The sequence below is a fragment of the Sphingobium sp. AP50 genome (genome assembly GCF_900109095.1).
Taxonomy (GTDB): Bacteria; Pseudomonadota; Alphaproteobacteria; order Sphingomonadales; family Sphingomonadaceae; genus Sphingobium.
Genome location: NZ_FNYZ01000002.1, coordinates 113787 through 137582 on the forward strand (window position 1 = coordinate 113787; position 23796 = coordinate 137582).

General features: G+C 62.0%; 27 protein-coding genes. 13 read left to right on the forward strand and 14 right to left on the reverse strand.

Annotation, left to right across the window (positions count from 1 at the left end; translation table 11 throughout):
* Positions 1–32 precede the first annotated feature (32 nt).
* Both BMY84_RS06490 and BMY84_RS06495 read left to right on the forward strand, forming a co-directional pair.
* Positions 33–647, forward strand: a complete 615-nt coding sequence (locus BMY84_RS06490; protein ID WP_093082094.1) for a hypothetical protein — start codon at positions 33–35, stop codon at positions 645–647.
* A complete protein-coding gene (locus BMY84_RS06495; protein WP_093082097.1) occupies positions 644–2158 on the forward strand; it encodes a HEPN domain-containing protein in 1515 nt (504 codons plus the stop codon). Before BMY84_RS06490 ends, BMY84_RS06495 begins: the two co-directional genes overlap by 4 nt.
* On the opposite strand, the gene BMY84_RS06500 is transcribed toward BMY84_RS06495, so the two are convergent.
* Positions 2155–2385 (reverse strand): conjugal transfer protein TraD, encoded by a 231-nt coding sequence (locus BMY84_RS06500; protein ID WP_093082099.1) that lies wholly within the window; start codon positions 2383–2385, stop codon positions 2155–2157. The two genes, BMY84_RS06495 and BMY84_RS06500, sit on opposite strands and share 4 nt — an antisense overlap.
* Before the next feature lie 22 nt (positions 2386–2407).
* A complete protein-coding gene (locus BMY84_RS06505) occupies positions 2408–2713 on the reverse strand; it encodes a conjugal transfer protein TraD (protein WP_093082102.1) in 306 nt (101 codons plus the stop codon).
* A gap of 173 nt (positions 2714–2886) precedes the next feature.
* Here BMY84_RS06505 and traA point away from each other — a divergent pair, with 173 nt between their 5' ends.
* From traA to BMY84_RS06525, 4 genes are all read left to right on the forward strand, one after another.
* Complete coding sequence (traA, locus tag BMY84_RS06510; protein ID WP_093082106.1) at positions 2887–5877, forward strand: Ti-type conjugative transfer relaxase TraA; 2991 nt, start codon at positions 2887–2889, stop codon at positions 5875–5877.
* A gap of 18 nt (positions 5878–5895) precedes the next feature.
* Positions 5896–6654, forward strand: coding sequence for a DUF6118 family protein (locus tag BMY84_RS06515; protein WP_093082108.1), 759 nt, complete (start codon positions 5896–5898; stop codon positions 6652–6654).
* A gap of 300 nt (positions 6655–6954) precedes the next feature.
* Complete coding sequence (locus BMY84_RS06520; protein ID WP_093082111.1) at positions 6955–7650, forward strand: adenylate/guanylate cyclase domain-containing protein; 696 nt, start codon at positions 6955–6957, stop codon at positions 7648–7650.
* A 1-nt stretch (position 7651) separates the two neighbouring features.
* A complete protein-coding gene (locus BMY84_RS06525) occupies positions 7652–8173 on the forward strand; it encodes a Pycsar system effector family protein (protein ID WP_143074997.1) in 522 nt (173 codons plus the stop codon).
* Here the strand turns inward: BMY84_RS06525 and BMY84_RS06530 are convergent.
* The 11 genes from BMY84_RS06530 to hemN all read right to left on the reverse strand — a co-directional run bounded on the left by BMY84_RS06530 (position 8170) and on the right by hemN (position 16245).
* Positions 8170–9096, reverse strand: coding sequence for a hypothetical protein (locus BMY84_RS06530; RefSeq protein ID WP_093082115.1), 927 nt, complete (start codon positions 9094–9096; stop codon positions 8170–8172). The two genes, BMY84_RS06525 and BMY84_RS06530, sit on opposite strands and share 4 nt — an antisense overlap.
* Positions 9093–9641, reverse strand: a complete 549-nt coding sequence (locus BMY84_RS06535; protein ID WP_093082118.1) for a hypothetical protein — start codon at positions 9639–9641, stop codon at positions 9093–9095. The genes BMY84_RS06530 and BMY84_RS06535 overlap by 4 nt, the downstream gene beginning before the upstream one ends.
* On the reverse strand, positions 9638–10009 hold the full coding sequence (locus BMY84_RS06540; RefSeq protein ID WP_093082120.1) for a hypothetical protein: 372 nt from the start codon (positions 10007–10009) through the stop codon (positions 9638–9640). The genes BMY84_RS06535 and BMY84_RS06540 overlap by 4 nt, the downstream gene beginning before the upstream one ends.
* Positions 10010–10555: 546 nt before the next feature.
* Positions 10556–11545 carry a DUF2891 domain-containing protein gene (locus tag BMY84_RS06545; protein WP_093082123.1) on the reverse strand — a complete coding sequence of 330 codons (990 nt, stop codon included), beginning with the start codon at positions 11543–11545 and terminating at the stop codon, positions 10556–10558.
* On the reverse strand, positions 11542–12465 hold the full coding sequence (locus BMY84_RS06550; RefSeq protein ID WP_093082125.1) for a DUF979 domain-containing protein: 924 nt from the start codon (positions 12463–12465) through the stop codon (positions 11542–11544). The genes BMY84_RS06545 and BMY84_RS06550 overlap by 4 nt, the downstream gene beginning before the upstream one ends.
* Entirely contained in the window at positions 12462–13136 is a 675-nt protein-coding gene (locus tag BMY84_RS06555) for a DUF969 domain-containing protein (protein WP_093082128.1), read from the reverse strand. The genes BMY84_RS06550 and BMY84_RS06555 overlap by 4 nt, the downstream gene beginning before the upstream one ends.
* 4 nt (positions 13137–13140) lie before the next feature.
* Positions 13141–13710 (reverse strand): PAS domain-containing protein, encoded by a 570-nt coding sequence (locus tag BMY84_RS06560; RefSeq protein WP_177203927.1) that lies wholly within the window; start codon positions 13708–13710, stop codon positions 13141–13143.
* Positions 13711–13801: 91 nt separating this feature from the next.
* Complete coding sequence (locus tag BMY84_RS06565) at positions 13802–14395, reverse strand: nitroreductase family protein (protein ID WP_093082130.1); 594 nt, start codon at positions 14393–14395, stop codon at positions 13802–13804.
* A gap of 70 nt (positions 14396–14465) precedes the next feature.
* Entirely contained in the window at positions 14466–14630 is a 165-nt protein-coding gene (locus BMY84_RS29670) for a hypothetical protein (protein WP_177203921.1), read from the reverse strand.
* Positions 14631–14717: 87 nt separating this feature from the next.
* Entirely contained in the window at positions 14718–14948 is a 231-nt protein-coding gene (locus tag BMY84_RS06570) for a hypothetical protein (protein ID WP_093082133.1), read from the reverse strand.
* On the reverse strand, positions 14938–16245 hold the full coding sequence (gene hemN / locus BMY84_RS06575; RefSeq protein ID WP_093082721.1) for an oxygen-independent coproporphyrinogen III oxidase: 1308 nt from the start codon (positions 16243–16245) through the stop codon (positions 14938–14940). The genes BMY84_RS06570 and hemN overlap by 11 nt, the downstream gene beginning before the upstream one ends.
* A gap of 133 nt (positions 16246–16378) precedes the next feature.
* Here hemN and BMY84_RS06580 point away from each other — a divergent pair, with 133 nt between their 5' ends.
* On the forward strand, positions 16379–17041 hold the full coding sequence (locus tag BMY84_RS06580; RefSeq protein ID WP_093082135.1) for an OmpW/AlkL family protein: 663 nt from the start codon (positions 16379–16381) through the stop codon (positions 17039–17041).
* 205 nt (positions 17042–17246) lie between these two features.
* On the opposite strand, the gene BMY84_RS06585 is transcribed toward BMY84_RS06580, so the two are convergent.
* Complete coding sequence (locus BMY84_RS06585) at positions 17247–17597, reverse strand: hypothetical protein (RefSeq protein WP_093082138.1); 351 nt, start codon at positions 17595–17597, stop codon at positions 17247–17249.
* Positions 17598–17703: 106 nt separating this feature from the next.
* Between BMY84_RS06585 and BMY84_RS06590 the strand changes: the two genes are divergently transcribed.
* The 6 genes from BMY84_RS06590 to ccoN all read left to right on the forward strand — a co-directional run bounded on the left by BMY84_RS06590 (position 17704) and on the right by ccoN (position 23786).
* A complete protein-coding gene (locus BMY84_RS06590) occupies positions 17704–18516 on the forward strand; it encodes a universal stress protein (protein WP_093082141.1) in 813 nt (270 codons plus the stop codon).
* Between the two features lie 20 nt (positions 18517–18536).
* Positions 18537–19685: a sensor histidine kinase gene (locus BMY84_RS06595; RefSeq protein WP_093082143.1), complete on the forward strand. Its 1149-nt coding sequence runs from the start codon at positions 18537–18539 to the stop codon at positions 19683–19685.
* Positions 19682–20311 (forward strand): response regulator FixJ, encoded by a 630-nt coding sequence (fixJ, locus tag BMY84_RS06600; RefSeq protein WP_093082146.1) that lies wholly within the window; start codon positions 19682–19684, stop codon positions 20309–20311. Before BMY84_RS06595 ends, fixJ begins: the two co-directional genes overlap by 4 nt.
* A gap of 179 nt (positions 20312–20490) precedes the next feature.
* The gene (locus BMY84_RS06605; protein WP_202907066.1) at positions 20491–20790 is read left to right on the forward strand and encodes a 1-deoxy-D-xylulose-5-phosphate synthase; all 300 of its coding nucleotides are present in this window, start codon (positions 20491–20493) and stop codon (positions 20788–20790) included.
* A 325-nt stretch (positions 20791–21115) separates the two neighbouring features.
* Positions 21116–21859: a Crp/Fnr family transcriptional regulator gene (locus tag BMY84_RS06610; RefSeq protein ID WP_093082148.1), complete on the forward strand. Its 744-nt coding sequence runs from the start codon at positions 21116–21118 to the stop codon at positions 21857–21859.
* 265 nt (positions 21860–22124) lie between these two features.
* Positions 22125–23786 carry a cytochrome-c oxidase, cbb3-type subunit I gene (gene ccoN, locus BMY84_RS06615; RefSeq protein WP_093082151.1) on the forward strand — a complete coding sequence of 554 codons (1662 nt, stop codon included), beginning with the start codon at positions 22125–22127 and terminating at the stop codon, positions 23784–23786.
* Positions 23787–23796: the final 10 nt, after the last annotated feature.

A 23796-nucleotide genomic window follows, 5' to 3' on the forward strand; every position in this document is an offset into this window, starting at 1 on the left:
TTCCTTGCGATGGATGCGGAATGGAGGTGCCTATGCCTGTCTCCAAATCCCGCCGCAGCCTGCTGCGCGGATTGGCTATCGTGCCAGTTGCCGCGTCGGCAATCGTCTTGCCCTGGGGTGGCGCACTGGCGGCGCTTCACCAACGCTACGAAGACGAACCCGCGACACTTGTGCGGACGAAAGAGGGGCGAAGCATAAGCCGCTTCCGCTATCACAATGCCGAACGCTGGATGACGACGCTCGAAGCAGATTTCCTTGCCGAGCCGCGACATGCAAAGGAAGCGCTGCATCAGGCCGGTTTCGTGACCCAGCAGGCCCTGTGCGCCTATTTGCTGGACGTGGGCTTTGCCGATGCGTGGAACGCCAGCCATATTAAACAGGACATCGCCAAGGCACTTGCCTACGCTAATGCCTGTGGGTTTGGTCATGATTGCTCAGACACGGCGCGGCTGGCTGGGGTTCTCTCGCCCTACTGGAAATGGGGCTATCACTATGCTGATTGGGAGGAAGACCGGCCTCGCACAGGCGACTTCATCCCTGCCACGATCACCCCCCTTGTCCGTGCGTTGGTAGATCGCGTGCATGACGTGACCGGCCACCCGCGCCCAAAAGGTTGCCAGCGCCGCCCACAGGGAGCGCGGTCATGATGCTGCGCACTGACGCCGATCATTTGCCCGCGCCGATCCGCGAGGAACTTCTCCACGTCACCATGATCCTGTTCGAGGCCTTCGAGGAGACGACCAAGGGCCGATGTTCCGAACATTTCCGGGCGGGCCGCATCCTTACCCTGATCCTGCATGGTCCCCATGCCGAAAAGGATTGGGAAGATGTTGCGCCGGGGGAAGCGTTCCGCCTGCTGGCGATCGTCAACTATCCGCGCCTTGCCCGCAGCGAACGCGACTGGCGGCTGGTGCGTGACCGCCTGCGTCGCGCATGGGAGAATGGCGAAATTACCCGCCCGGTGCGGCTGAGCGTGGAAAGCCTTGAGCGGATCAACGGCGCTCTTGTCGAAGGCGTCCCGCATTTCGTTACGACTGCCGAGCAGGGTATCGCGCTATACCAGATGGAAGGCTTGCGGCTGAAAGAGCCGCGCCGACTTCCGGTGCGGGAACGGGCTATTCGGGGTGCGGCGGAGTTCATCCGGTGGCATGAGCGCGGCACCGGATTTCTAGCAGGCGCAGCGTTCTACCGGAACCGGGGCGACATGCCGATGGCGGCGATGATGCTGCATCAGGCGTGCGAGCATTTCTATCTGGCCGTCCTCTGGTCGATCAGCCTTCACGCCCCGCGCACCCATGCGCTGGATGAACAGCGCGAGGCGGCGGAAGCGCTGGACCCACGCCTGTGTTCGGCATGGCCAAGAGACAGCCGGTTCGAGCGTCGCGCGTTCGGGTGTATTCGCCGCGCCTATGTCGAAGCGCGCTACGGGCGATCCTACCGTATTTCGGGTGAGGAACTGGCATGGGCGTTCGACCGGGTGGAGATACTGGCGGAACGTGCGGCGTGCGCGGTCGCGGATCATCAGGCTTCGCTCGCCGAAATCCTGCCAGCGCCGGTGCTTCCACCGCCCGAAGTGCCGACGACAGCGATAGCCCTTTCCAGGCCTGCTGGTCGCGCAAACATGCTGCAACGGACATGGCGGATCGTGCGACGAGTTGCCCCGCAACAGGGCCGATGGAATCCGCTCATTCCCATTCGCCGATTCTGGCACTCCGACAGGTTCATGGACTGGCTTGACCATCTGCCCTTGGCGATTGTCTGCCTGTGCTTCTTCATGGCGGGTGCCGAGGCAACGCTATGGCGGGTAACGTCCGCACAGGCCGTCCGTTCCAAACCCGCCGACCTGTCCGCCGTGCTGGACTTCGATGTGCGCGCGGACACGGTGTTAGGCGCGGTCATGGACGTTGCGCAGAAGGCGGGCTACCGGGTCAAGGCGAACGATGACATTTGGACGGTGCGGTGGACGGGAGCCTATCGCGCCAAGGCGACGACCTTCGACGCGCTGGCGGACATTCTCTATGGCTCCGGTCTGTGCCCTGCGATCCGAGAAGACTTCATCACCGTGCGCTATTGCGACAAGAGCAGCCCACCAATGGCGGCGATGATCGAGTATCAGGAAGAACCGGGCGGCAATGTGCGCTTGTCGGTTTCGCGCTAACCGTCGCCCTGTTCCGCCTCGAAGGCCCGCTTGCCCTTGCGCTTCCAGAGGGCAAGCGCGTTGGCGCGTTCCTCGCCGCGCAACCGGTCGGCAACCGTGAGGAATGCGCCGTAGAGCGTAGCGCGGTCATCGTCGGTCAGATCGACAAGGCCCGCCTTGATGACTAGGCCGCCCAATTCGATCAGATGCCGCGTTCTCTCCCGCCGCTTGACCTGCCAATCCCGCATGTCGGTTCGTGCCTTTCGTGCCTCAAGCCGATGCCGCCCCGCCGCCGAGCGGGAGGAGGCCGCTTTGCTGGCCAGCAGGTCCGCCCGCAGGCTTACCGCCTTTGCCAAGAAAGAACGCCGCGCCCGCCTTGCGCCATCCCTCCTTTGTCGCGGCGTCTTTCACCGTGACGGCATGGAGCAGCGCCCCGGCCAGTATATCGGCGTCGAGTGTATCGGCCCCTGTTGCCGTGACCAGTTCGCCAAGCTGGCGCACGCGCCGCTCCTTGAGCGCCTTGGCCTTATCGGCCAGGGCTTTGAGTTCCGAATCAAAATCGCGGGGTTTACGCATCGCAAAGTCTCCATTAGGTGACGATGACGCTATGATAAGATGATCTCTCCCGCCGCGCAGTAGAGTCGCCGGGACAGCCTGACACTGCCTAGTCCCGTCCGAGAAATTTTCGAGAAGGGCGCGCTTATACGTCGTTCCGACGTGCGCTTGAGCGTAGTAGATGGACGATCGTCATGGCGATCTTCCATTTCTCCGTTCAGGTCATCAGTCGCGCGGCGGGGCGTAGTGCCGTCTCCGCTGCTGCCTATCGTGCGGGCGAACGCCTGCACGACGAGCGCCTTGACCGGCCCCAAGATTTCCGCGCCCGCTCCGGCGTCGAGCATAGCGAAATCATGCTGCCCGATGGCGCACCGGAACAATGGGGCGACCGCGAACGCCTCTGGAACGATGTCGAGGCATTCGAGAAGCGCAAGGACGCCCAGCTTGCCCGCGAGGTCGAGTTCGCCATTCCGCGTGAAATGACCAAGGCGCAAGGCATCGAACTGGCGCGGGATTTCGTATCCGCCGAGTTTGTCGATCGCGGCAAGATCGCCGACCTCAATGTGCATTGGGATATTGGCGCGGATGGCCGGCCCAAGCCGCACGCCCATGTCATGCTCACGATGAGGGAAATTGCCGAGCGCGACGATAGCACCGTTGGCTTCGGGGCGAAGGTGCGCGAGTGGAACGATCATGAAAATGTCGAGCGCTGGCGCGAACGCTGGGAGAGCCACGTCAACACGCGGCTGGCCGAACTCGACATTGACGCGCGGATTGATCGCCGCAGCCTTGCCGATCAGGGCATCGATCTCGAACCGCAGAGCAAGATCGGCGGCCCCGCTCACCGCATGGAGCGCCAAGGGCTGGAAGCCGACCGCGCCGAGATGCACCGCGAGATCGCGCGGGAGAATGGCGAACGCATCATCGCCGATCCCGGCATCGCCCTTAACGCCATCACCCACCAACAGGCGACATTCACCAACCGCGATATGGCGATGTTCATCCACCGGCACAGCGATGGGCAGGAGCAGTTCAACGCCGCCATGCGCGCGGTGCGCGGATCGCCCGACCTGATCGCCCTGGGCAAGGACGGGCGCGGCGACGATCGGTTCACCTCTCGCGATATGGTCGAGACTGAGCAACGGATGAGCCGTGCGGCGGACAGGCTTGCGATGGACCGGAGCGATGGTCTCTCGGCGGCTGCGACCTACGCCATTCGCGCCGCCGAGAGTGCGGGCCTTACCCTGGGAGCAGAGCAGGAAGCCGCGTTGCGCCATATAACGGGCGGGCGCGGATTGTCACTTGTGCTGGGTTATGCCGGGACCGGCAAAAGCGCTATGTTGGGCGTAGCGCGCGACGTGTGGGAAGGCGCGGGCCTCAACGTACGCGGCGCGGCGCTCGCGGGCATCGCCGCAGAGGGGCTGGAGCATGGCTCCGGCATCGCGTCTCGCACCATCGCCAGCTTGGAACATGGCTGGGCGCAGGGCCGCGATTTGCTCAATGCGCGCGACGTGCTGGTTATTGACGAGGCGGGCATGGTCGGCACGCGCCAGATGGAGCGCGTGCTATCCCATGCCGCCGACGTTGGCGCGAAGGTCGTTCTTGTCGGCGATCCACAGCAATTGCAGTCGATCGAGGCGGGCGCGGCGTTCCGCGTGATCCATGAGCGCCATGGCGGCGTCGAGATCACGCAGGTTCGCCGTCAGCTTGAAGGATGGCAGCAGAACGCCACCCGGCATTTGGCGACCGGCAGGACTGGCGAGGCCATTGCCGCCTATGCGGACATGGGCATGGTGCATCAGGCTGAGACGCGCGAGGATGCACGGCGCGATCTTGTCGAGCGCTGGGATCGCGAACGGCAAGCAAACCCGGATGCGAGCCGCATCATCCTGACCCACACCAATGCGGAGGTGCGCGATCTCAATGAGGCCGCGCGTGCGGCGATGCGCAATGCGGGCGAATTAGGCGACGAGCGTCAGGTGAAGACCGAGCGCGGCGACCGGCTATTCGCATCGGGTGACCGCATCATGTTCCTGCGCAACGAGCGCAGCCTGGAGGTGAAGAACGGCACGCTGGGCACCATCGAAAAGAGAAGCGCGGGCCATCTGTCCGTCCGCACCGACGACGGGCGTGCCGTTTCTTTCGACACAAAGGATTATCGCGACCTCGACCACGGCTATGCCGCCACCATCCACAAGGCGCAGGGCATGAACGTGGACAGGGTGCATGTGTTGGCGACACCGGGCATGGATCGTCACGGGGCTTATGTCGCCATGTCCCGCCATCGCGACGGCATGGCGCTCCATTATGGCCGCGACGATTTTCGCGATCAGTCCCGGCTTGTCCGCACGCTCTCACGCGAGCGCGGCAAGGATATGGCGACCGATTACAGACAAGCCGACCCCGCAAGGGAATATGCCGAGCGGCGCGGCATTAGCTTTGGCGAGCGGGTCGCGGAAATCGTCAGGCCCATTGTCGAAAAGGCGCGAGGGATATTCGACAATTTCCGGCCCAATATCCCGCAGCAGGAACGCGACATATTTGCGGGCTTTCAGCCGAAGGCCGATCCGCCCGCGCAGGAGCGGGCCATTCAGCGCCAGCCCGAACATGACGCGCAGCCTCTTCGCGCAGGCGGCGTGCGCGGTGCCGTGGAGCGCTACGCCAAAGCGATGGACGCAATCCAGCAGACGCGCGCGCAGGGTCTGGACGCCATGCCTCACCAGCGCGAGGCGTTCGACAGGGCGCGGGATGCACTGGACGCCCTTCGGCCCGAAGGTTCGTCCGACTTGAACAGCGCGTTCCGCAGCAGCCCGGAGCTTGTCCGTGAGGCTGCCGAGGGGCGCGGCCAGGCCGCCGTGCGCGCGATGCAGTTGGAAACCGAAATCCGCATGGACCCGTTCCAGCGCGCTGATCGGTTCGTGGAAGGGTGGCAGCAGTTGCAGCGCCATCATGCAGAGCTTGTGCGCGACGGCAATTTCCGGGGTGCGAAAAGCGCCGCGCAGCAGATGGCGGGCATGGCGAAAAGTCTTGAGCGCGACGCCCAGCTTGAACCGGTGCTGGGCCTGCGCAGCCGCGAGCTAGGGCTTGAGATCGGCCAGCAGGCGGGCCGCAACCTCTCCCATGACCTCGCATCCTCCATTCCCTTCGATCACGGACGCGACATCAGTCGCGGCATGAGCCGCTAACCCCAAGGAGACCATGACATGGACGACGAGCAAAGCCTTTTGAACGAACAGGAGCCGGAACCCCGGCCCAATGCCGCCGCCGAGGCCTTCGCGCATCTCTCGGAGCGCGTGGCCGCTTTGGAGGAACGACTTGAAGGGCGCATGGCGGTGATGGCCCGCGCGCTTGAGCATATCGCCATTGAGAAACAGAGCCTCGAATTTCCCGACTATGGGCCGACGCTTGCCAGGATGAACGGCTATCTCGCGACGTTGGCAGGGCAAACGAAGACAATCATGGACGCACCCGCCATGCAGCTGACGCCGGAGGGCATGGCGGAGCGGATTGATGTGGCGGCGGATGCTGCACGAGCGACGGACAGGGCGACCATCAAGAAATCGCTGGAGTTGCATCATCAAGTTCATGCGGATCAGATGCGCGCAATCGGCGCCATTCGGACCAAGCAGAAGCAGCGCTGGCACATGCTCTATTGCGGCGGTGGCGTGGCACTGGCCATCTCGCTTCTGTGGTTGATCTATCCGGGCTGGGCGGCCAACATAGGCCCGCAAAGCTGGCTCTGGCCGGAACGCGTGGCCCTTCGCACGATAGGCGAGCCGAACCTGTGGAATGCCGGTATCCGCCTCATGCGCGCCGGAAACCCGGAAGGCTGGCAGGCGATTGTAGACTCCGCCGACCTAGCCCGCGAGAACCGCGACACCTTTGCCGCATGTCAGAAAGCAGCTGCTAAGACCAAAGGGCCGGTAGGTTGCACGGTCATGGTAAGGATGTCGCAATCTTGAGCGGTCGCCTTGCTGCTACGTTCGAGAAACCGACTGACCGCTTTGGCACTTGTTAGGGCATGCGGGACTATTCGGCTTCGTCGTGCGTCAATCGAACGGGGACGGAAAACCTTTTTACTACCGCTGTCGAACACAGACATAGGATTGTGGTTTGGTTGAACGCCAAGGCATTATCTGTCTGACACACGTCAGCTTTCAGCCTTTGGATCACCAACCAAATCACGGCGTCTCCCCCTTGAATTTATGAAGTGATGCCATAATCTTGATCGTTACGGAAGCGACCAGTGGGGGCATTACAGCGTGGCGTTGAAGGATGATTTAGAGAAGCGCGTCAAAGAGATTTTCGACCAACAATGGAGCACCAGAGATGGAACCGTCGTTCCCTCTGATGAAAGCATCAAGCTGACCAATGATGCTGTTAAAATCGAAGCCACTGTTCTGTATGCGGACTTGGCAGATTCTACGCAGCTAGTGGATGGCCATAAAGACTGGTTTTCCGCCGAAATATATAAGGCATTTCTCCACTGCGCAGCGAAAATCATCATCGCTGAGGGCGGATCGATCACTGCCTATGACGGCGATCGCATCATGGCAGTGTTTCTAGGCGATGGGAAAAATACAACGGCAGCAAAGGCGGCTCTTAAGATAAATTGGGCAGCGAAGAACATCGTTCAGACGAAGAAGGACGAAAAATATACATCTGATACCTATAAGCTGTATCACGTGTGCGGGATCGACACGTCTGATCTTTTCGTTGCGAAGACGGGGATACGTGGATCAAACGACCTCGTTTGGGTTGGGCGCGCGGCGAACTATGCAGCTAAACTTGCCGCGCGAGATCATAACCGGCCAACTTGGATTACGAAAGCAGTCTATGATAGCCTGAACGAAAGTGCGCGTATTGGGTCAGATGGTTTTGACATGTGGATGAAGAGCAACTGGCCAGAGATGGGCTACATCGACATTTATTCGTCTTCATATTGGTGGGAAGTTTAAATTGGCAGCAGCAGATGATCGCCATAGGCTTGAAGTAGCTGAACGGCAGCTTGCTTTGGTTCAGAGCTTCATGCCGCGTCTCGATAGTAAAGTATCCGCTCTGTTCGCTATCGTGTCAGCGCAATTGGCGGTCGCGGCTCTAAATCTTACCGCTAGTGATCTACCCAAATGGTATGTGACGGTGCCGCTTGCGGTTTTTCTCGCTATGGTCGCCTGGACGTATTTTAACCTGTATCGTTGCGCATTTCCTCATTTGGAAGGAGGGCAAGCATCATTGGTGTATTTTGCGGAGATATCGAAGCGCCGGGAATCCGACTTTGTTCATCAGTATATGAGCGTGTCCGTGACCGATCTGACGAACGATATTTGCGGGCAGATTTGGCGTAACTCTGAGATCGTTTCTTGCAAATTCAAATACCTCAAGGTGGCGACGCAGTGGGCAATGGGGTCTTTGTTGCCTTGGGCTATCGTGCTGATTGTAGCGTCATTCTCCAATGGCCGCGTTCCCCTCGTTGGCGGCTAACTTTGTGAAGCGATACCAGTGTAAACGGCAAGACGGCTATCCGAGATTGTTTTGTCATACCGTGAAACGAACGATACCATTTTTTCGCGGTCGTCGTTGTAGCTTTGCAGCCATTTTCCAAGTCCCTTTGTCACAGCCTGTATGAGGCCATAAAAGCTGAAAAAGTGGATGCCCTCGCGCTCATAAAAAGGCTTTGCCCCTACATGGAACGAGATTTGCCTGACAGCATTTTTGTTGACCTGTCGAGAATGCAGGTTGCTCATGTGCAGCAGCCCGTTCCGCAATTCCCATAGTTCTTGCGGTGTGATGGAAAGCGCTGTCAAATCAGCATAGGTTACAAGCCATTTTTCAAAAATAGTCTGCTTTCCATTCGCGTCGCCATATTCAATATAGGCAATGGAATCTATCGCACTGAGTAATAGCTTCATTGATGATACGTAGTGCTTCGCATTGAATGTCTGTTTGATAGCGAGAAAATAATCATCGTTTATGAGCGATGGCAGGTCAATGGTATTTCCGGTAGTATATTTTATGAGCCAGTCATCCATCTTATGATCGCCGGTCATATCTTCGCGGAGGTATATATCAGGGTCGCCCATTTCCGATTGAAACTTGACCTGTGGCACACCGTCCACCACAGGCGTCAGCACGAATAGCGGTTGCTGCCCTGCACCTAGCAATATGAAGACCTCATCGAACAGGCGTTCGCCTTGCCGCAAGCGAGTGCGAGCGTCGAACTCCTCCTTTGTGAAGGGTTTGGTTAGCTGGATTGCCTTTGATGAATTTAGGTCGATAGGAACGCGCTGTTGGAGGAATTTCAGCGCAGACGCATCATCCATATCCACCTCATGCACGACGTATCGCACCGAGCGGCAAACGAAGTTCTCCCACATAAGGAAGAGGTTGTAGATAGCCTCGCTCATTCGGTCAGCACTGGCAGCTTGGGAGCGATTTCATCTTTTGCAACCTCTACAAAAAGTGGAACATGCTTTCGCATCGCATTCCAGTGAACATCAGCCAGAATTGGCGGAATGTCATCTTCATCGCAGTAAAAGAGGTCTTTCATCCATTCTGAAAACTGCTCCTTGAAACGATCTGAGAGGATCAAGGAGTTGTTATCGAATGTCGTTTGAAGCTGGCGATAGCGGTTCCACAATTCGTTGTTATCCTTGTGGAACGACGCGCTTTGGAAATACTCCTCTTCGTGCATTTCGCCGTCAGTAAAGCCGTCATTGATACGCTGAGTCAGCTTTCGCATGACATTCAGCTCACCAATGATAAGGGTATATGCTTCCTTTTTTGCATCCCACAGACGTCCTTGGGCGTATTTGTGCCGTTCTACGTCTGCCAGTTGTATAGCAGTTTGGTAGGCGCTTTTTCGATTGAGGTAAGCGCCTAGCCACGTGCCCCCTAAGCCGCTCAAGGTGCCGATCAGAGCGGTCAGAATTTGGGTGTCGATTTGCATCATTTCTTCGCTGTCAGACGTCCGTAAATGCCATATCCCAAGGTGCCAATGCCAATAAGTAAAAGCATGGTGAGCATCCCTCTGCCGCGCCCATAGTCAGGATAGCCAGCCAATGAGACTATGGCGATCCAGAAGAAAATCATGACGCCACCGATCTTCAAAAAATGGGCGTCAGATTCCTTATTGACGTGCTTTTGATAAGTTTCGATGCGTTGGATAGCTGCTGCGATGATAGGGCTGACTTCATGAGACTCAAAGCCCCGCCGCATGATTGCTACATGGATTGCTTGCGGCTCCATTCTGCCGCCCAAGATGAGTTTGCCCGCGAACTGAATTGCCTGTTCAATCGCCTCGCTCCTTTCGTCCGTCATAGCCAATCCTGTTGATGCAGATCAACCGAGCTATGCCCGTCATCATTTAACTTCCTACTAAATACGGGATTACACACCAAGACGATCCCCGCGCAATTGAGCGCCGCGCCCTACGAAATAGGCCGAAATCGCCCATCTCAGTGCCATATTAGCGCGATCCCCTCCACACATGCATTGAGCGGCAGAGAGCTTGTCAGGGCGATAATCGAAGCCCCTGTTGCGCCAGCCGTTCCCAATCCACCCCTACAAGCCATTTGCTGATGCAATGACCGACATCAGGTTTATCCGACACATCCGCTGATGAAGCGCCATCTCCAGCAATGCCATTCGATTCCACGCGATCCCAATAGACTGTTGGCACTTATGATGGTATTGAACACCGGTCGGAAGCAAGAACCGACGTTAAGTCAATACCTTGCCATGACTGCCGGGTGCCCGTAGGGGTCACCATCACCTTGATATTGCAGGGTTTTGGTGAAGCAGAGCATTGGCTCCACCGATAGACCCCCCCAATTATCCCAGATGCGCACGCAAATCTGCGCGTCCCTATTCCAGCGCCAGCAGTGCGAAGGTCGCGAGCCAATGTTCGCCCATATAGTCGCCCGCGACATGGGGCAGGCTGGCGTCGATATGCACGCGCGCCGCGTCCTGCGCCAGGCCGTTGACCGGGTCGCCCGGCCCCAGCGCCGCCGCGATCCCGCGCCAGCACCAGGCGCGGCTGAGGTTCAGCCCGTCGAGATGCGCGATCTTGCCGTCGCTGCGGTCGGACACGATGGCCGGAGTGAACAGGGTCGCCGGTGTCCCCTCCGCCAGATACGGCAGGAAATCATGAAACCAGATGGCGAAGTCCGCGCCGGGCAGCAAACGGCTCATCAGCAGCGCTTCGGTGAGCGCGGAGGACAGGAATTCGTCCCCGCCCGGCTCCCACGCCTGACAGCCCTTGTCCTGCCCGAACCAGCCGGTCGCCCGATCGCGAATCAGCGTCACCAGCGCCGGATCGTGCGTCTGCGCCCAGCCCAGCGCCAGCGTCAGCGCGAAGGCGATGTTGAAATGGGTGCCGACGCGCAGCGGATAGGTCAGCTTGGGCAGGAAGGCATGGAAGCGCACGGCAAAGGCATCGGCCAGCGGCGCGATCGCCTGCGCCCAGGGGGCGTCATGCAATGCCAGTTCCTGATGCAGCGCCAGCAGCCAGCCCCAGCCATAGGGCCGTTCGAACCCCGCGCTGAGCGGTCGGTTGAGATAGGCGAGTTCGCCCGCCACCTTGTCGGGCGTCAGCATCGCGTCCGCCCGCGCGCGAATGTCGGCAGCGGCCGCCATGTCGGGATAGAGCCGCATCAGGCGCATCACCTGCCACCAGCCATGGACGCAGCTATGCCAGTCGAAACTGCCATGGAAGATGGGGTGATGCTCGGCCGGTTCGCGCGCATCCTGCGGCCCGGCCCAGACCAGATCCATCTTATAGGGATAGCGCCGCCCCAGATGCGACAGGGTCAGCGCCGCAAAACGGCTGGCGATATCTTGGGTCAACAGGGTCATGGGAAAGCCAGCCAGTAGATCAGGAGGATGTTGACGATCAGCAGCGGAACGGCGGTGCCGACCTGCCGTTTGATCACGCCATGCTTGTCTTTCAGTTCCAGCAGGGCGGCGGGGACGAGATTGAAATTGGCGGCCATGGGCGTCAGCAACGTGCCGCAAAAGCCTGCCAGCATGCCGATCGCACAGACCACGGCGGGATCGCCATGATAGGTGCGGATCAGCAGCGGAATGCCGATCGCCGCCGTCATCACCGGGAAGGCGGCAAAGGCATTGCCCATGATCATGGTGAAGAGCGCCATGCCAAGCCCATAGGCGATCACCGCGCCCAGCAGGCTGCCCAGCGGGATCGCCTGCTGCACGATGCCGCCCACGACATCACCGACACCGGCCAGCGCGAACACCGCGCCCAGACTGGCCAGCATCTGCGGCAGGATCGCTGCCCAGCCGACGCTGTCCATCAGGCGCCGTCCCTGCTCCAGCGGCACCATCGGCCCGGCGCGCAACCACAGGCAGCCCGTGACCATGGCGATCAGCACGCCCAGCGCCAGCGCGATCAGCGTCGCCTGCTTCCCGTCGAACCAGTCTGGCGCCTGCTTGAACAGGATCGTGCCAAGCAGCGCCGTGACGGGGATGATCAGCGCGATGACGAACAGCCGGTTGCCGAACTTCACGGCCCGTGCCTGCCGCACCGCCAGCGGCACCGCGCCATCGCTGCGCCCCAGCCGCCCCAGCACGCCCAGCCCCACCAGTCCCAGCACGAGAATACCGTTGCCCAGATCGCCGAGCCGGTCGCCCGCCCACATGCTGAGCGCCAGCAGCGCCCAGAAGGCGGCGTTGACCGGCCGATCCCGCACGCCGAGCAGCCCATAGGTGGCAAAGATGGCCCCGGCGATCGCATAGACCCAGTGGAGCGTGATCATGCCACCTTTGCTCCCCGGCCCCGCTTCAACCGCCGGTCAAGCCGCCAGAGCCGGAAGCCATGGATCAGGAAGGCCGCGATCGCGGTCGGGATGGCCCAGACCGACAGCTGGAGCGGCTCCAACACGATATCATATTGTTCCAGCAGCCCCTTGATCAGCAGGATCGATCCGATCGCCAGAAAAATATCCTCGCCAAAGAAAAGCCCGATATTGTCGGTCGCCGCCGCCCAGGCCTTTATTTCCTCGCGCTCGTCGCCGGTCAGTTCCCCGGCCTGCGCCTCTGCCGCTGCTTCGGCGATCGGCGCGACCAGCGGCCGCACCGTCTGCGGATGGCCCGCCACCGATGTCAGCCCCACCGCCGCCAGCGCCTGTCGCAGCAACAGATAGCCGGTCAGGAACCGGCCGACGGTCGCGCCATGCATACGACCGATCAGGCCTCTTGCCCGCTCCTGAAGGCCGTTCGCCTCCAGCAGGCCCACGACCGGCAGCACGATCCAGATGATGCTGACATAGCGCGCCTCGTTAAAGGCCTTGCCCAGCGCGGCGATGATCGCCAGCGGGTCCAGCCCGGCGGCAAGGCCGGTGACGATCGCCGAGGCGAGGATGACCAGCAGCGGATGAAAGCGCAGCAGAAAACCCGCCACGATGATCGCGATGCCCAGCAGCACCATGCCGCTACAGCCCCGCCTCGATCGCCAGCCGGATCGCTTCCGCTGCGGTGCGCACATCCAGCGCGCGCAGCATCGCGGCGCGGTGCATCTTCACCGTGCGTTCCGTCAGGCCAAGGTCAAAGGCGATCTGCTTGTTCAGCCGGCCGGCGGTCATGGCGACCAGCACGGTGCGTTGTCGATCGGTCAGGGTCGCGATCCGGGCCCGCGCATCATCTCCCCGGTCGCCTTCGACCGCCATCTGCGATCCCAGGAAATAATCCAGCGACCCGTCCGCGCCAAAGATCGGCGCGATCATCACAGCGTTGCGAAAGGCGGTGCCATCCTTGCGATAGTTGCGCAGTTCGACCAGCACCGGCCTGCGTTCGCGCAGCGCCGCGCGGATCATGTCCGCCTGCGGCCCCGGCGGATCGCCCCCAGCCAGAAAGCGACAATTGCGTCCGACAATCTCGTCCCGTTCAAATCCGGTCAGCGCGGTGAAGGCATCATTGCATTCGACGATCGGATTGTCGGGCAGGCGCGGATTGGTGATGACCGCTGCCACGGCACTTTGGGCGATCATTTCGGGCAGAGACATGGACAGGGCACCAGATAGCAAAAAGGGCGCCGTCGATACGACGCCCTTCTGCCATGTTGCCCAATCTGGACGCCAGCCGCAAGCCGCTGGATCAGGCGGGGAAATTGCCTGCGAAGGCAAAGCTCTCGATCGGCTTGCGATCGCTGGGCAGTTCGCGCGCCTGCAATGCTTCGGGCAGCACGGCCTTGTCGCCCTGCTTGCCAATGGCGATGGCGGCTTCGATACGAAAACGATCGGGCACGCCCAGTTCGACGCGCGCCTTTTCGAAATCCACCCCTGTCATGCCATGGGTGTGATAGCCCAGCCGCGTCGCCTGCAAAGCCAGCAGCGCCCAGGCAGCGCCGGCGTCGAAGCTGTGGCTGTAGGACGGCTTATAATCTTCGGAGCCCGGCGCGGCCATCAGCGTGTCGGACAGGACGAAGACGATGGCGCCCGCATTCTGCACCCAGCTCTGGTTGAAGGGCAGCAGGACGTTCAGGAAACGCTGCCAGTCCGCACCGTCGCGATGCGCATAGAGGAAGCGCCAGGGCTGATAGTTGAAGGCCGACGGCGCCCAGCGTGCGCCATCGAAAATCGTGTCGAGATCATCCTGCGGAATGGCGGAGGAATCGAACGCACGGGGCGACCAGCGATCAAGGAAAAGCGTATCGACAGCACGCGTTACCGCGCGGGGATTGGTAGCCATTCTATCTCCTGCAAATATGCGATGAGGGTCCGCCACCATGTAGGGGCGCGCACATCAAATGCGAAGGGGGTCAGCGTGCCGTTTCGCAAAGGGCGGAAAGGCCCGCCTCCTGCTCCTGCGCGTCCGCATCCCGTTCCAGCAGGATGACGGCGGGGTCGCGCAGCAAGGCCTGCGACAGCCGCGTGCGCCAGCGGGCAAAGAGCCCGTCCTGATCCTGCATCTGATCGTCCTGCATATGTCCTCCCGACCGACTCGCACGGCTTATCTACCGATGCTATAGAGAATCGGCGCGCAAGCAATGCTGGCGGGGAATACAGAAAAGCTATGCCGGACTTTCCGCTCCGGCTTTGCCCCCCGCTTTGCGCCGATCGCACAGCATCAGGTGACAGGCAGTATCGGGAGCGGTGGGCGTAGCAGGCTTGCGCTGCCAGGGCGGTTTCCAGCCCGGCGGGGCCTGACCGCAAAAACCCGCCACCATGGCCCCGGATGCAGCGGGACGGGACGCGATGGTCGTGGCGACCAGCGCCGCCAGCAGCAGCCCGCTACACCGCATGGCTGAACCGCTGCTCGACCGGCTGGAGATAGGCGTCGAAACAGGCGGCGATGCTGCGGGCATAGGGCAGAGCCTGCGGCGTCAGTGCCAGCCGCCCGGCACTGACATGCACCAGACCCCGTTGCTCGAACATGCGCAGGTCCGGCATGGCCAGCCCTTCCCCGACCTGTGCTTCGCCGCGGCACAACAGCGCCTCGATCACCCGGCCGCGCCGACGATCGTCCGCGCTGCGAAGCGTGCCGCGCGATGCGGTCAGTTCCCCCGCCTCGATCCGTTCGCGCCATGGCCCCGCCCGTTTTTCATTCTGGACGATCAGATCGGGAAACTGGCTGATCGCGCTCGCCCCGAAGCCCAGCAACACATCAGCCGGATCGTCATTAAAGCCCTGAAAATTGCGCCGCAGCCGTCCATGCCGTACGGCGATAGCCAGCCCGTCATCCGGCCGCGCGAAATGATCGAAACCGACCGGCTGATAGCCTGCGCCCGGCAGTTGCCGATGCCCGGCATCCGCCATCGCGAACCGCATTGCCACATCGGGCAGATCCTGTGCATCGATCCGGCGCTGGCGCGGCAGCAATCGCGGCATATGGGCATAGCCGAACAGGGCGATGCGCGCAGGCGCCATGGCGATGCTGGCGTCCAGCGTGGCCGCCAGATCGTCCATCGTCTGGCCGGGCAGCCCGTACATCAGGTCGAACCCGGTGGCGACCCCGGCGCGGGCGAACCCCTCGACCGCCCGCTCCACCATGTCGAGCGGCTGCACCCGCCCGATGCGCGCCTGCACATGCGGCGTGAAGGTCTGGACGCCCAGATTGACCCGATCCACCCCCATCACGGCCATCGCCTCGATCCACTGGGCGTCCAGCCGACGCGGGTCCAGTTCGACCGAAATCTGCGCGTCATGCGCCTCGAAGCACAAGGTGATATGCTGGAGCAGCCGGATGAAATCGACCAGCGGCAGTGAATTGGGGCTGCCCCCGCCAAAGGCGATGCGCCCCACCCGTCCGCGCCCGCCCAGCCGCGCGGCAACCATCGCAATTTCCCGCTCCAGCGCGTCGACATAGGCGCTCAGACGCTGCGCCTTGTTCGCCGCGCCGGTGTTGCAACCGCAATACCAGCATATGTCATGGCAATAGGGGATGTGGACATAGAGGGACAGCGCCGTGTCCTGCGCCAGCGCATCGAGGCGACTGGCAAGATCGGCCGCGCCGACAGCGTCGCCGAACTGCGCGGCGGTGGGATAGCTGGTGTAGCGCGGCACCGGCCGCGCGAGCAGGTCGGGATGATAGGTCCACATGCAGGACCGCATCGCACGCCGCCGCATCGCACGCATTGCGCCATGTCAAATTGCGGCTTGCGCTCGATCAATGCCGATACGCGCAGTCAGGCGCAGAGGCGGGTCATCAACCACAGGAAAGGGAGACCCCCTCATGCATATCAAGGGCATATTGCTGGGCGCCGCCGCGATCGCGGGCGCACTGGCCACCCCGGCACAGGCCAAGCAGGGCGATGTGCTGATCCGCCTGCGCGGCATCATGGTCGCGCCCAATGAGAAGAGCAGCAGCGTCCTGCCCGGCTTTCCCGGCGAGAAGGTGAGCGTCGACAATGCGGTGACGCCGGAAGTCGACTTCACCTATATGGCGACCGACCATATCGGCTTCGAACTGATCGCGGCCACCACCAAACATTCGGCCAGCGGCCGCACCGGCACCACCGGATCGCTGGGCAAGCTGGCATCGACCTGGGTGCTGCCGCCGACGCTGACGGCGCAATATCATTTCCTGCCCGAAGGCAATATCCGCCCCTATGTCGGCGCGGGCGTCAACTACACCATCTTCTATAATGAGAAGGCGTCGAGTGCGCTGGAAGGCGCGGTGGGCGATACGAAGGTGCATATGTCCGACAGCTTCGGCGTTGCGGGACAGGCCGGTGTCGACATCCAGATCAATGACCGGATGTTCCTCAATCTCGACGTCAAATATATCGACATGGACACGACCACGCGCCTGTCGACCACGGCGGCCGGTGTGCAGAAGGTCCGCGTGCATCTCGACCCGTTCGTCTTCGGCGTGGGCGTCGGCTTCAAGCTGTGAGGCCAGAGCGGCGGCATTCCGGCCGGGATGCCGCCGCCTCCTTTTCCGAAACAATGACGACCGAATCGTGTGCCGGGACGGGGATAACGTCAGATTGAGTAAGAACTCCCGTTCGCTTCGAGCGAAGTCGAGAAGCGGATAGTGCAGTGCTTAGCGTTTCTCGACTTCGCTCGAAACGAACGGATCAAGGGGAATTCATCTCGGCCTAGATATTCCCCAGCGCCTTCACTTCGAAGGGCAGCCGCAGACCGCCCGGTTCAGTCAGGGTCAAATGGCTGCCCGATCGGATCATCGCGGCTTCCAGCGACAGCGGCATTTCCTCCGGCGCGTAGGACAGCGCCCAGCCTTCGGCGGTGCGCAGCAGATGGCCGTGCCGGTCCGGCTCGTTGGGCCAGAAGCGGCGCACGGTCGCATATTCGGGATGGTGGCGATATTCCTGCTCATCGATCTGGCCGTCCGCGCCCAGCGGCAGCCGCATGACATAACTGCGCGCAGCGGACCCGTTGGGAAAGGCCGGCGTGCGGCCGAGTTCGAGGCGTATCATGGTCCACGTCATGCCGGTTTGAATCCCGTTTCAAGCCCGAAAATGCTATAAGGACTATCCCTGATGGTGGTCCTACGGGGGCAGGCCTAATCCAGTCGGGAACGGATGGAGACATGTCATGAAGACGATCCTGCTGCATATCCATGACGATCTGGGCGCCGAAAGCCGGTTGCAGGCCGCCTGCGATCTGGCCCGCGCCTGTAGCGCCCATGTCCAGTGCGTCCAGGTGACGCCCATGCCTGAACTGGTGGCGGCAGGGGCGCAGGATGGCATGGGCTATTCCCCGGTGATCGCGGCGGAACTCCATGCGATCGATCAGGCCTTCCGCACCCGGATCGAGGCGCGCTTCGTGCAGGAAGACGTCGCCTGGGACTGGCGCCAGATGGAGGGGGACAGCCTGCCCGGCCTGCTGGATGCGGCGAAGCTGGCGGACCTGATCGTTGCCAGCCTGCCCGAAGGCGGGCGGAGCAGCGTGCAATCCCCCTTGCCGATCGCTGCCGATCTGGCGCTGGGCGGACGGACGCCGGTGCTGGCCGTGCCGCCCGATGCGAAGGACTTTGCCGTCACCGGCCGCGCGCTGGTGGCGTGGGACGGATCGCATCCCGCCGGGGCTGCGCTGCGCGCCGCCGTGCCGCTGCTGAAACTGGCGGAAGCGGTCGACATCGTGACCGTGGAGGATCGCGACACGCCCTTCCCCGCTATCGATGCGCCGGAATATCTGGCCCGCCATGGCATAAAGGCGCAATTGCACAGTTGGCCCCGCGCCGACCGGCCGACGGAGATCGCCCTGCGCGAAGCGATCGCCACCCTGGGCGCCGACTGGGTCGTGATGGGCGCCTTCGGCCATAGCCGCTGGCGCGAACTGATCTTCGGTGGCGTCACCCGTTCGCTGCTGCGCACCGCGCCCGTGCCGCTATTGCTGGCGCACTGAAAGGACGGCATGGAAGGCGCATGGCGGTAGCGGATGATGACAGCGACGCACTTACGGATGCGCATAGTCTGGAGCAGGCGCTGCTGGGATCGATCCTGGCGACGGTGCCCGATGCTCTGATCGTGATCGACCTGCGCGGCCGGATCGTGTCGTTCAGCGCGGCGGCGCAGCGCATGTTCCAATATGCCGAAAGCGACGTGCTGGGCGAGAATATCTCGATGCTGATGCCCTCCCCCGACCGGGAACGGCATGATGGCTATATCGACCATTATCGCACAACCGGCGAAAAACGGATCATCGGCGTCGGTCGCCTGACCAGCGCCCGGCGGCGGGACGGCTCCACCTTCCCCATCGAATTGTCGGTGGGCGAAGTACAGGATCAGGGTCAGCGGCTGTTCACCGGCTTCATCCGCGACCTTACCGAACGGCAACAGGCCGAACGGCGCGTCGCCGACCTGCAATCCGAACTCGCCCATGCCAGCCGGGTGACGGCGATGGGCACGCTGGCGTCGGCACTGGCGCATGAGCTGAACCAGCCGCTGACCGCGATCGCCAATTATATGGAGGCGGGGCGCGACCTGCTGGCCATGCCGGGGGATGTGGACCGCGAGATGCTGGACGAGGCGATGGATGAAAGCGCGCGGCAGGCGCTGCGCGCGGGCGAAATCATCCGGTCGCTGCGCGAATTCATCAAGCGCGGCGAAACCGTGCGCCAGCCCGAACCGATGCGCGCTTTGCTGGCCGAAGGGGCCGCGCTGGCCTTCATCGGCACCGACAGCCGCGGCATCGACATGGACGTGCAGGTCGACCGTATCGTGGACAAGGTGCTGGTCAACCGGGTGCAGTTGCAGCAGGTGATCATCAATCTGGTCAAGAATGCGGTCGAAGCGATGGAGGGCCGCCCGGTCCGCATATTGCGCCTGACCGCCATGCCGACGGAGGATGGTAAAGTGGAGGTGGTGGTCGCCGATTCCGGGCCGGGCCTCAGCTCCGACATGTCGCGCACGCTCTTCACTCCTTTCACCACCAGCAAGGCGACCGGCATGGGCGTGGGCCTGTCGATCAGCCAGACGATTATCGAAGGCCATGGCGGCCGCATCTGGGCAACCCCCTCCCCCTGGGGCGGGACCGCCTTTCATTTCACCCTGGACCGCGCGGACGAAGAATGAGCGACACCTATCCCATCTATGTCGTGGACGATGACGAGGCGATCCGCCGGTCCCTGTCCTTCCTGCTCAAGACCAGCGGCTTTGCCGTCACCCTGTTCGACGGCGGCCTGCCCTTCCTGAAGGAGGCAGCCGACCTGCCGCAGGGCTGCGTGCTGCTGGACGTGCGCATGCCCGACATGGACGGGCTGGAGGTGCAGCGCGAATTGCGCGCGCGCGGCGTCATGCTGCCGGTCGTGATCATGACCGGCCATGGCGATGTGGACATGGCGGTGGCAGCGATGAAGGCCGGGGCCAGCGACTTCATCGAAAAGCCGTTCGACAAGCAATCGCTGCTTGCCTGTATCGAAGCGGCGCGCAAGCAATCGATCGCCGCGCGCGGGGCGAGCGCACGGGCGCAGGAGGCGCAGGCGCGACTCAATGTTCTGACCGACAGGGAGCGCGACGTTCTGGACGGCCTCGTCGAAGGCCTGCCCAACAAGAGCATCGCCTATGATCTGGGGATCAGCCCGCGCACGGTGGAAATCCACCGCGCCAACCTGATGCAGAAGCTGGAAGTAAAGAGCCTGGCCGAAGCGCTGCGGATTGCCTTCCATGCCGGGGATGGCGCGGAGGCGACAGGCGGGTAGCGACCAAAGTCAGTCACTCGATCCTCGCCATCGGCATCCCCGAAACCCGCCGCTCATTAAGATGGCAGATCGAACGCCGAATAGCAAAATCTGGTGGAAAGTAGCCATTCCGGTTGGCCATCGCCTTTGCTATCGTTGGCTGCGGAGGCCTTGCAATGAACGCTAGACGAACTCGGATCATGTATATTGAGGATAAATCGGGCGGTTTGAACGGTCCCGCTCGGATTGGTCGCGTCACGATCTCGCAATCGGGTCAGTCTGTTCATTACCAAGAACGCACGTTTCAACGGCTTGGCGGCGGTGGCGGATTGAAGTCTAACTACTTCGACGTGGCCACGGGTGAGGAGTACTGGATTTCGGGGCCGCGAAAAGATGGTGCTGATCGGCTCTACCCGAGCAGCACGATGCCAATCGAAGTGGATGCCGATGTGCGTGACGAATACTGGCGAGAGATACGCGGCCTGCCTGCCCCGCAGTGACCGCAATTGAGTGATTATTGCCGAATGATTTGTCTTCGCGCAGCGCCCGGTATGGTCGATTATCTCCTCTAAACCGGACCGTCCCCAAACCACCCAAAGCCGCCCCTCCGCACCTGTCCTACCGCCACCACCTATCCTATAAATATCCCATATTCCGCCGCGGCTCTCGGGTAACAAAATTTCCAACATCTGTTCTGAAATGTCGAAACTTGCAGGAAATGTGCGAAGTTAAGCGGCCGCATTCCTATTCTGCCTTCCCCGACCGCGCGCCTCTTACGCATATTTACGGATAGGTCGCGGCCTGCCGCAACGCCATGCAGCGGTCATGGATATGCGATTTGACATGGCGCAAAATGGCGTCGCCGCCCCGATGGCCCGCACCTGTGGCGGACAATCCTGCGACAACTGCGTCGTGCGCGACCATGCCATTTGCGCGGACCTGTCCGATGCCGACCGGGAGGCGCTGAGCCGGATCGGGCGGCGGGTGGCGCTGCATGCCGGACAGACGGTGATGTGGGAAGGCGACGACAGCACCGTCGTCGCCAATGTGATCGAAGGGACGCTGAAGCTCGCCACCTCCACCGGCGACGGGCGCGAACAGATTGTCGGCGTGGTCTATGCGTCGGATTTCATCGGCCGCCCGTTCGGCGCGCGCACGCCGCACAGCGTGACGGCGTTGACCGACGCGCGGCTCTGCCTGTTTCCACGCGGGGCCTTTGACGGCTTTGCGATGCGGCATGGAGAATTGCAGCATCGGCTGCTTCAGCGGACGCTGGATGATCTGGATCGCACGCGCGACTGGATGTTGCTGCTCGGCCGCAAGACCGCGCGGGAGAAAGTCGCGACCTTCCTGCTCGACATGGGTCGACGGCTCCGCGCCGACGCGGACGGGGTGATAGACTTGCCCCTGTCGCGCCAGCAGATCGCCGATGTGCTGGGCATCACGATCGAAACCGTGTCCCGGCAAATGACCGAGATGAAGCGCGAGGGCGTGATCGATCTGGTCGGTCGGCGCGGCGTGCGACTGGTGGATACAGGCGCGCTGGAGGCTTTGGCAGAGGCGGGGTGACCTTCGGAATTGCCTTTCGGTTCATCGTCATTCCCGCGTAGGCGGGAACCCATCTCCCAACCTCTCATCAAGGCGAAAAGGCGAGAGATGAATCCCCGCCTTTGCGGGGATGACGGTGTAATAGATTTGAACCGTCCGCTCCCTCCTCACCCCCCTCTACGCACTATCCCGTAAAGACCCGCCGCCCCGCTTTTGACAGAGGTCGAGGCATAAGGGCGGCGTCCGCGCCAAGGACGCCGCAAAAGCCTTTTGCGGGGACAGGTCGATGGACAGACTGGTTTTGCGGACGGGCGGCTGGTTCGCGCTGGCGCTGATCGCCTTTGCGGCGATGCTGGCGGCGCGGGACGGCGGCTTTGCCGTCCATATGGGGATCGTAAGCGCGGTGGCGCTGGGGCTGGCCGTCTATGCCATGCGCAGCGCCGATTATGCCGGCTTTGCGCGGGGCCTTCTGAAGATGCCCGCCGATCAGGGCCGATATTATGACGATGTGATCCGCTGGGGCGTGATCGCGACCGTCTTCTGGGGCCTCGCAGGGTTCCTTGCAGGCCTCTATATCGCCTTGCAGCTTGCCTTCCCGGCGCTCAATCTGGGCCTGGAATATACCAGCTTCGGCCGCCTGCGCCCGCTGCACACATCGGCGGTGATCTTCGCCTTTGGCGGCAATGCGCTGCTCTCCACCAGCTTCTACGTCGTGCAGCGCACCTGCCGCGCCCGGCTGTTCGCCCCGAAACTCGCCGACTTCGTCTTCTGGGGCTACCAGCTTTTCATCGTGCTGGCCGCGACCGGCTATCTGCTGGGCATTACCGAGGGCAAGGAATATGCCGAGCCGGAATGGTATGTCGATCTGTGGCTGACGATCGTCTGGGTCTGCTACCTGATCGTCTTTGGCGGCACCGTCATCAAGCGCAGCGAGCCGCATATCTATGTGGCTAACTGGTTCTACCTCGCCTTCATCCTGACGATTGCGATGCTGCATATCGTCAACAACCTGTCGATGCCGGTCAGCCTGCTGGGTTCCAAAAGCTACAGCGCCTTTGCCGGCGTGCAGGATGCGCTGACGCAGTGGTGGTACGGCCATAATGCGGTGGGCTTCTTCCTGACCGCCGGCTTCCTGGCCATGATGTATTATTTCGTGCCCAAACAGGCGGAACGGCCGGTCTACAGCTATCGCCTGTCGATCATCCATTTCTGGTCGCTGATCTTCCTCTATATCTGGGCAGGGCCGCATCACCTCCATTACACCGCCCTGCCCGACTGGGCGCAGACGCTGGGCATGGTCTTCTCGATCATGCTGTGGATGCCGAGCTGGGGCGGGATGATCAACGGCCTGATGACGCTGAACGGCGCCTGGGACAAGATCCGCACCGATCCGATCATCCGCATGATGGTGATGGCGCTGGCCTTCTATGGCATGAGCACCTTCGAAGGGCCGGTGATGTCGGTGAAGGCGGTCAACAGTCTGTCCCACTATACCGACTGGACGATCGGCCATGTGCATAGCGGCGCGCTGGGCTGGAACGGGCTCATCACCTTCGCCTGCCTCTATTATCTGACGCCGCGCCTGTGGAAGCGGGAACGGCTCTACTCGCTGCGCCTCGTCAACTGGCACTTCTGGCTCGCGACGCTGGGGATCGTTCTCTACGCCGCCGCCATGTGGGTCGCGGGCATCATGCAGGGGCTGATGTGGCGCGAATATGGGGCCGACGGCTATCTGGTCTACAGCTTCTCCGAAGTCGTGAGCGCGATGCTGCCCATGTATCTGATCCGCGCGGCGGGCGGCCTGATGTATCTGGCGGGCGCGATCATCATGGCCTGGAACATCGGCATGACCATCGCGGGCAAACCGCTGCGCGATGAAAAGCCGATGCGCGACGCGGCCTATGATCCGACCGCCGACAAGCCGCTCATCGCTGCCCAGCCTGCATAAGGAGACGCCA

Bases quoted from the DNA above. Each gene is read 5' to 3' on its own strand.
- BMY84_RS06490 (WP_093082094.1), top strand. From the start codon at position 33: ATGCCTGTCTCCAAATCCCGCCGCAGCCTGCTGCGCGGATTGGCTATC.
- BMY84_RS06495 (WP_093082097.1), top strand. From the start codon at position 644: ATGATGCTGCGCACTGACGCCGATCATTTGCCCGCGCCGATCCGCGAG.
- BMY84_RS06500 (WP_093082099.1), bottom strand. From the start codon at position 2,385: ATGCGGGATTGGCAGGTCAAGCGGCGGGAGAGAACGCGGCATCTGATC.
- BMY84_RS06505 (WP_093082102.1), bottom strand. From the start codon at position 2,713: ATGCGTAAACCCCGCGATTTTGATTCGGAACTCAAAGCCCTGGCCGAT.
- traA (WP_093082106.1), top strand. From the start codon at position 2,887: ATGGCGATCTTCCATTTCTCCGTTCAGGTCATCAGTCGCGCGGCGGGG.
- BMY84_RS06515 (WP_093082108.1), top strand. From the start codon at position 5,896: ATGGACGACGAGCAAAGCCTTTTGAACGAACAGGAGCCGGAACCCCGG.
- BMY84_RS06530 (WP_093082115.1), bottom strand. From the start codon at position 9,096: ATGAGCGAGGCTATCTACAACCTCTTCCTTATGTGGGAGAACTTCGTT.
- BMY84_RS06535 (WP_093082118.1), bottom strand. From the start codon at position 9,641: ATGATGCAAATCGACACCCAAATTCTGACCGCTCTGATCGGCACCTTG.
- BMY84_RS06540 (WP_093082120.1), bottom strand. From the start codon at position 10,009: ATGACGGACGAAAGGAGCGAGGCGATTGAACAGGCAATTCAGTTCGCG.
- BMY84_RS06545 (WP_093082123.1), bottom strand. From the start codon at position 11,545: ATGACCCTGTTGACCCAAGATATCGCCAGCCGTTTTGCGGCGCTGACC.
- BMY84_RS06550 (WP_093082125.1), bottom strand. From the start codon at position 12,465: ATGATCACGCTCCACTGGGTCTATGCGATCGCCGGGGCCATCTTTGCC.
- BMY84_RS06555 (WP_093082128.1), bottom strand. From the start codon at position 13,136: ATGGTGCTGCTGGGCATCGCGATCATCGTGGCGGGTTTTCTGCTGCGC.
- BMY84_RS06560 (WP_177203927.1), bottom strand. From the start codon at position 13,710: ATGTCTCTGCCCGAAATGATCGCCCAAAGTGCCGTGGCAGCGGTCATC.
- BMY84_RS06565 (WP_093082130.1), bottom strand. From the start codon at position 14,395: ATGGCTACCAATCCCCGCGCGGTAACGCGTGCTGTCGATACGCTTTTC.
- BMY84_RS29670 (WP_177203921.1), bottom strand. From the start codon at position 14,630: ATGCAGGACGATCAGATGCAGGATCAGGACGGGCTCTTTGCCCGCTGG.
- BMY84_RS06570 (WP_093082133.1), bottom strand. From the start codon at position 14,948: ATGCGGTGTAGCGGGCTGCTGCTGGCGGCGCTGGTCGCCACGACCATC.
- hemN (WP_093082721.1), bottom strand. From the start codon at position 16,245: ATGTGGACCTATCATCCCGACCTGCTCGCGCGGCCGGTGCCGCGCTAC.
- BMY84_RS06580 (WP_093082135.1), top strand. From the start codon at position 16,379: ATGCATATCAAGGGCATATTGCTGGGCGCCGCCGCGATCGCGGGCGCA.
- BMY84_RS06585 (WP_093082138.1), bottom strand. From the start codon at position 17,597: ATGACGTGGACCATGATACGCCTCGAACTCGGCCGCACGCCGGCCTTT.
- BMY84_RS06590 (WP_093082141.1), top strand. From the start codon at position 17,704: ATGAAGACGATCCTGCTGCATATCCATGACGATCTGGGCGCCGAAAGC.
- BMY84_RS06595 (WP_093082143.1), top strand. From the start codon at position 18,537: ATGGCGGTAGCGGATGATGACAGCGACGCACTTACGGATGCGCATAGT.
- fixJ (WP_093082146.1), top strand. From the start codon at position 19,682: ATGAGCGACACCTATCCCATCTATGTCGTGGACGATGACGAGGCGATC.
- BMY84_RS06605 (WP_202907066.1), top strand. From the start codon at position 20,491: ATGTATATTGAGGATAAATCGGGCGGTTTGAACGGTCCCGCTCGGATT.
- BMY84_RS06610 (WP_093082148.1), top strand. From the start codon at position 21,116: ATGGATATGCGATTTGACATGGCGCAAAATGGCGTCGCCGCCCCGATG.
- ccoN (WP_093082151.1), top strand. From the start codon at position 22,125: ATGGACAGACTGGTTTTGCGGACGGGCGGCTGGTTCGCGCTGGCGCTG.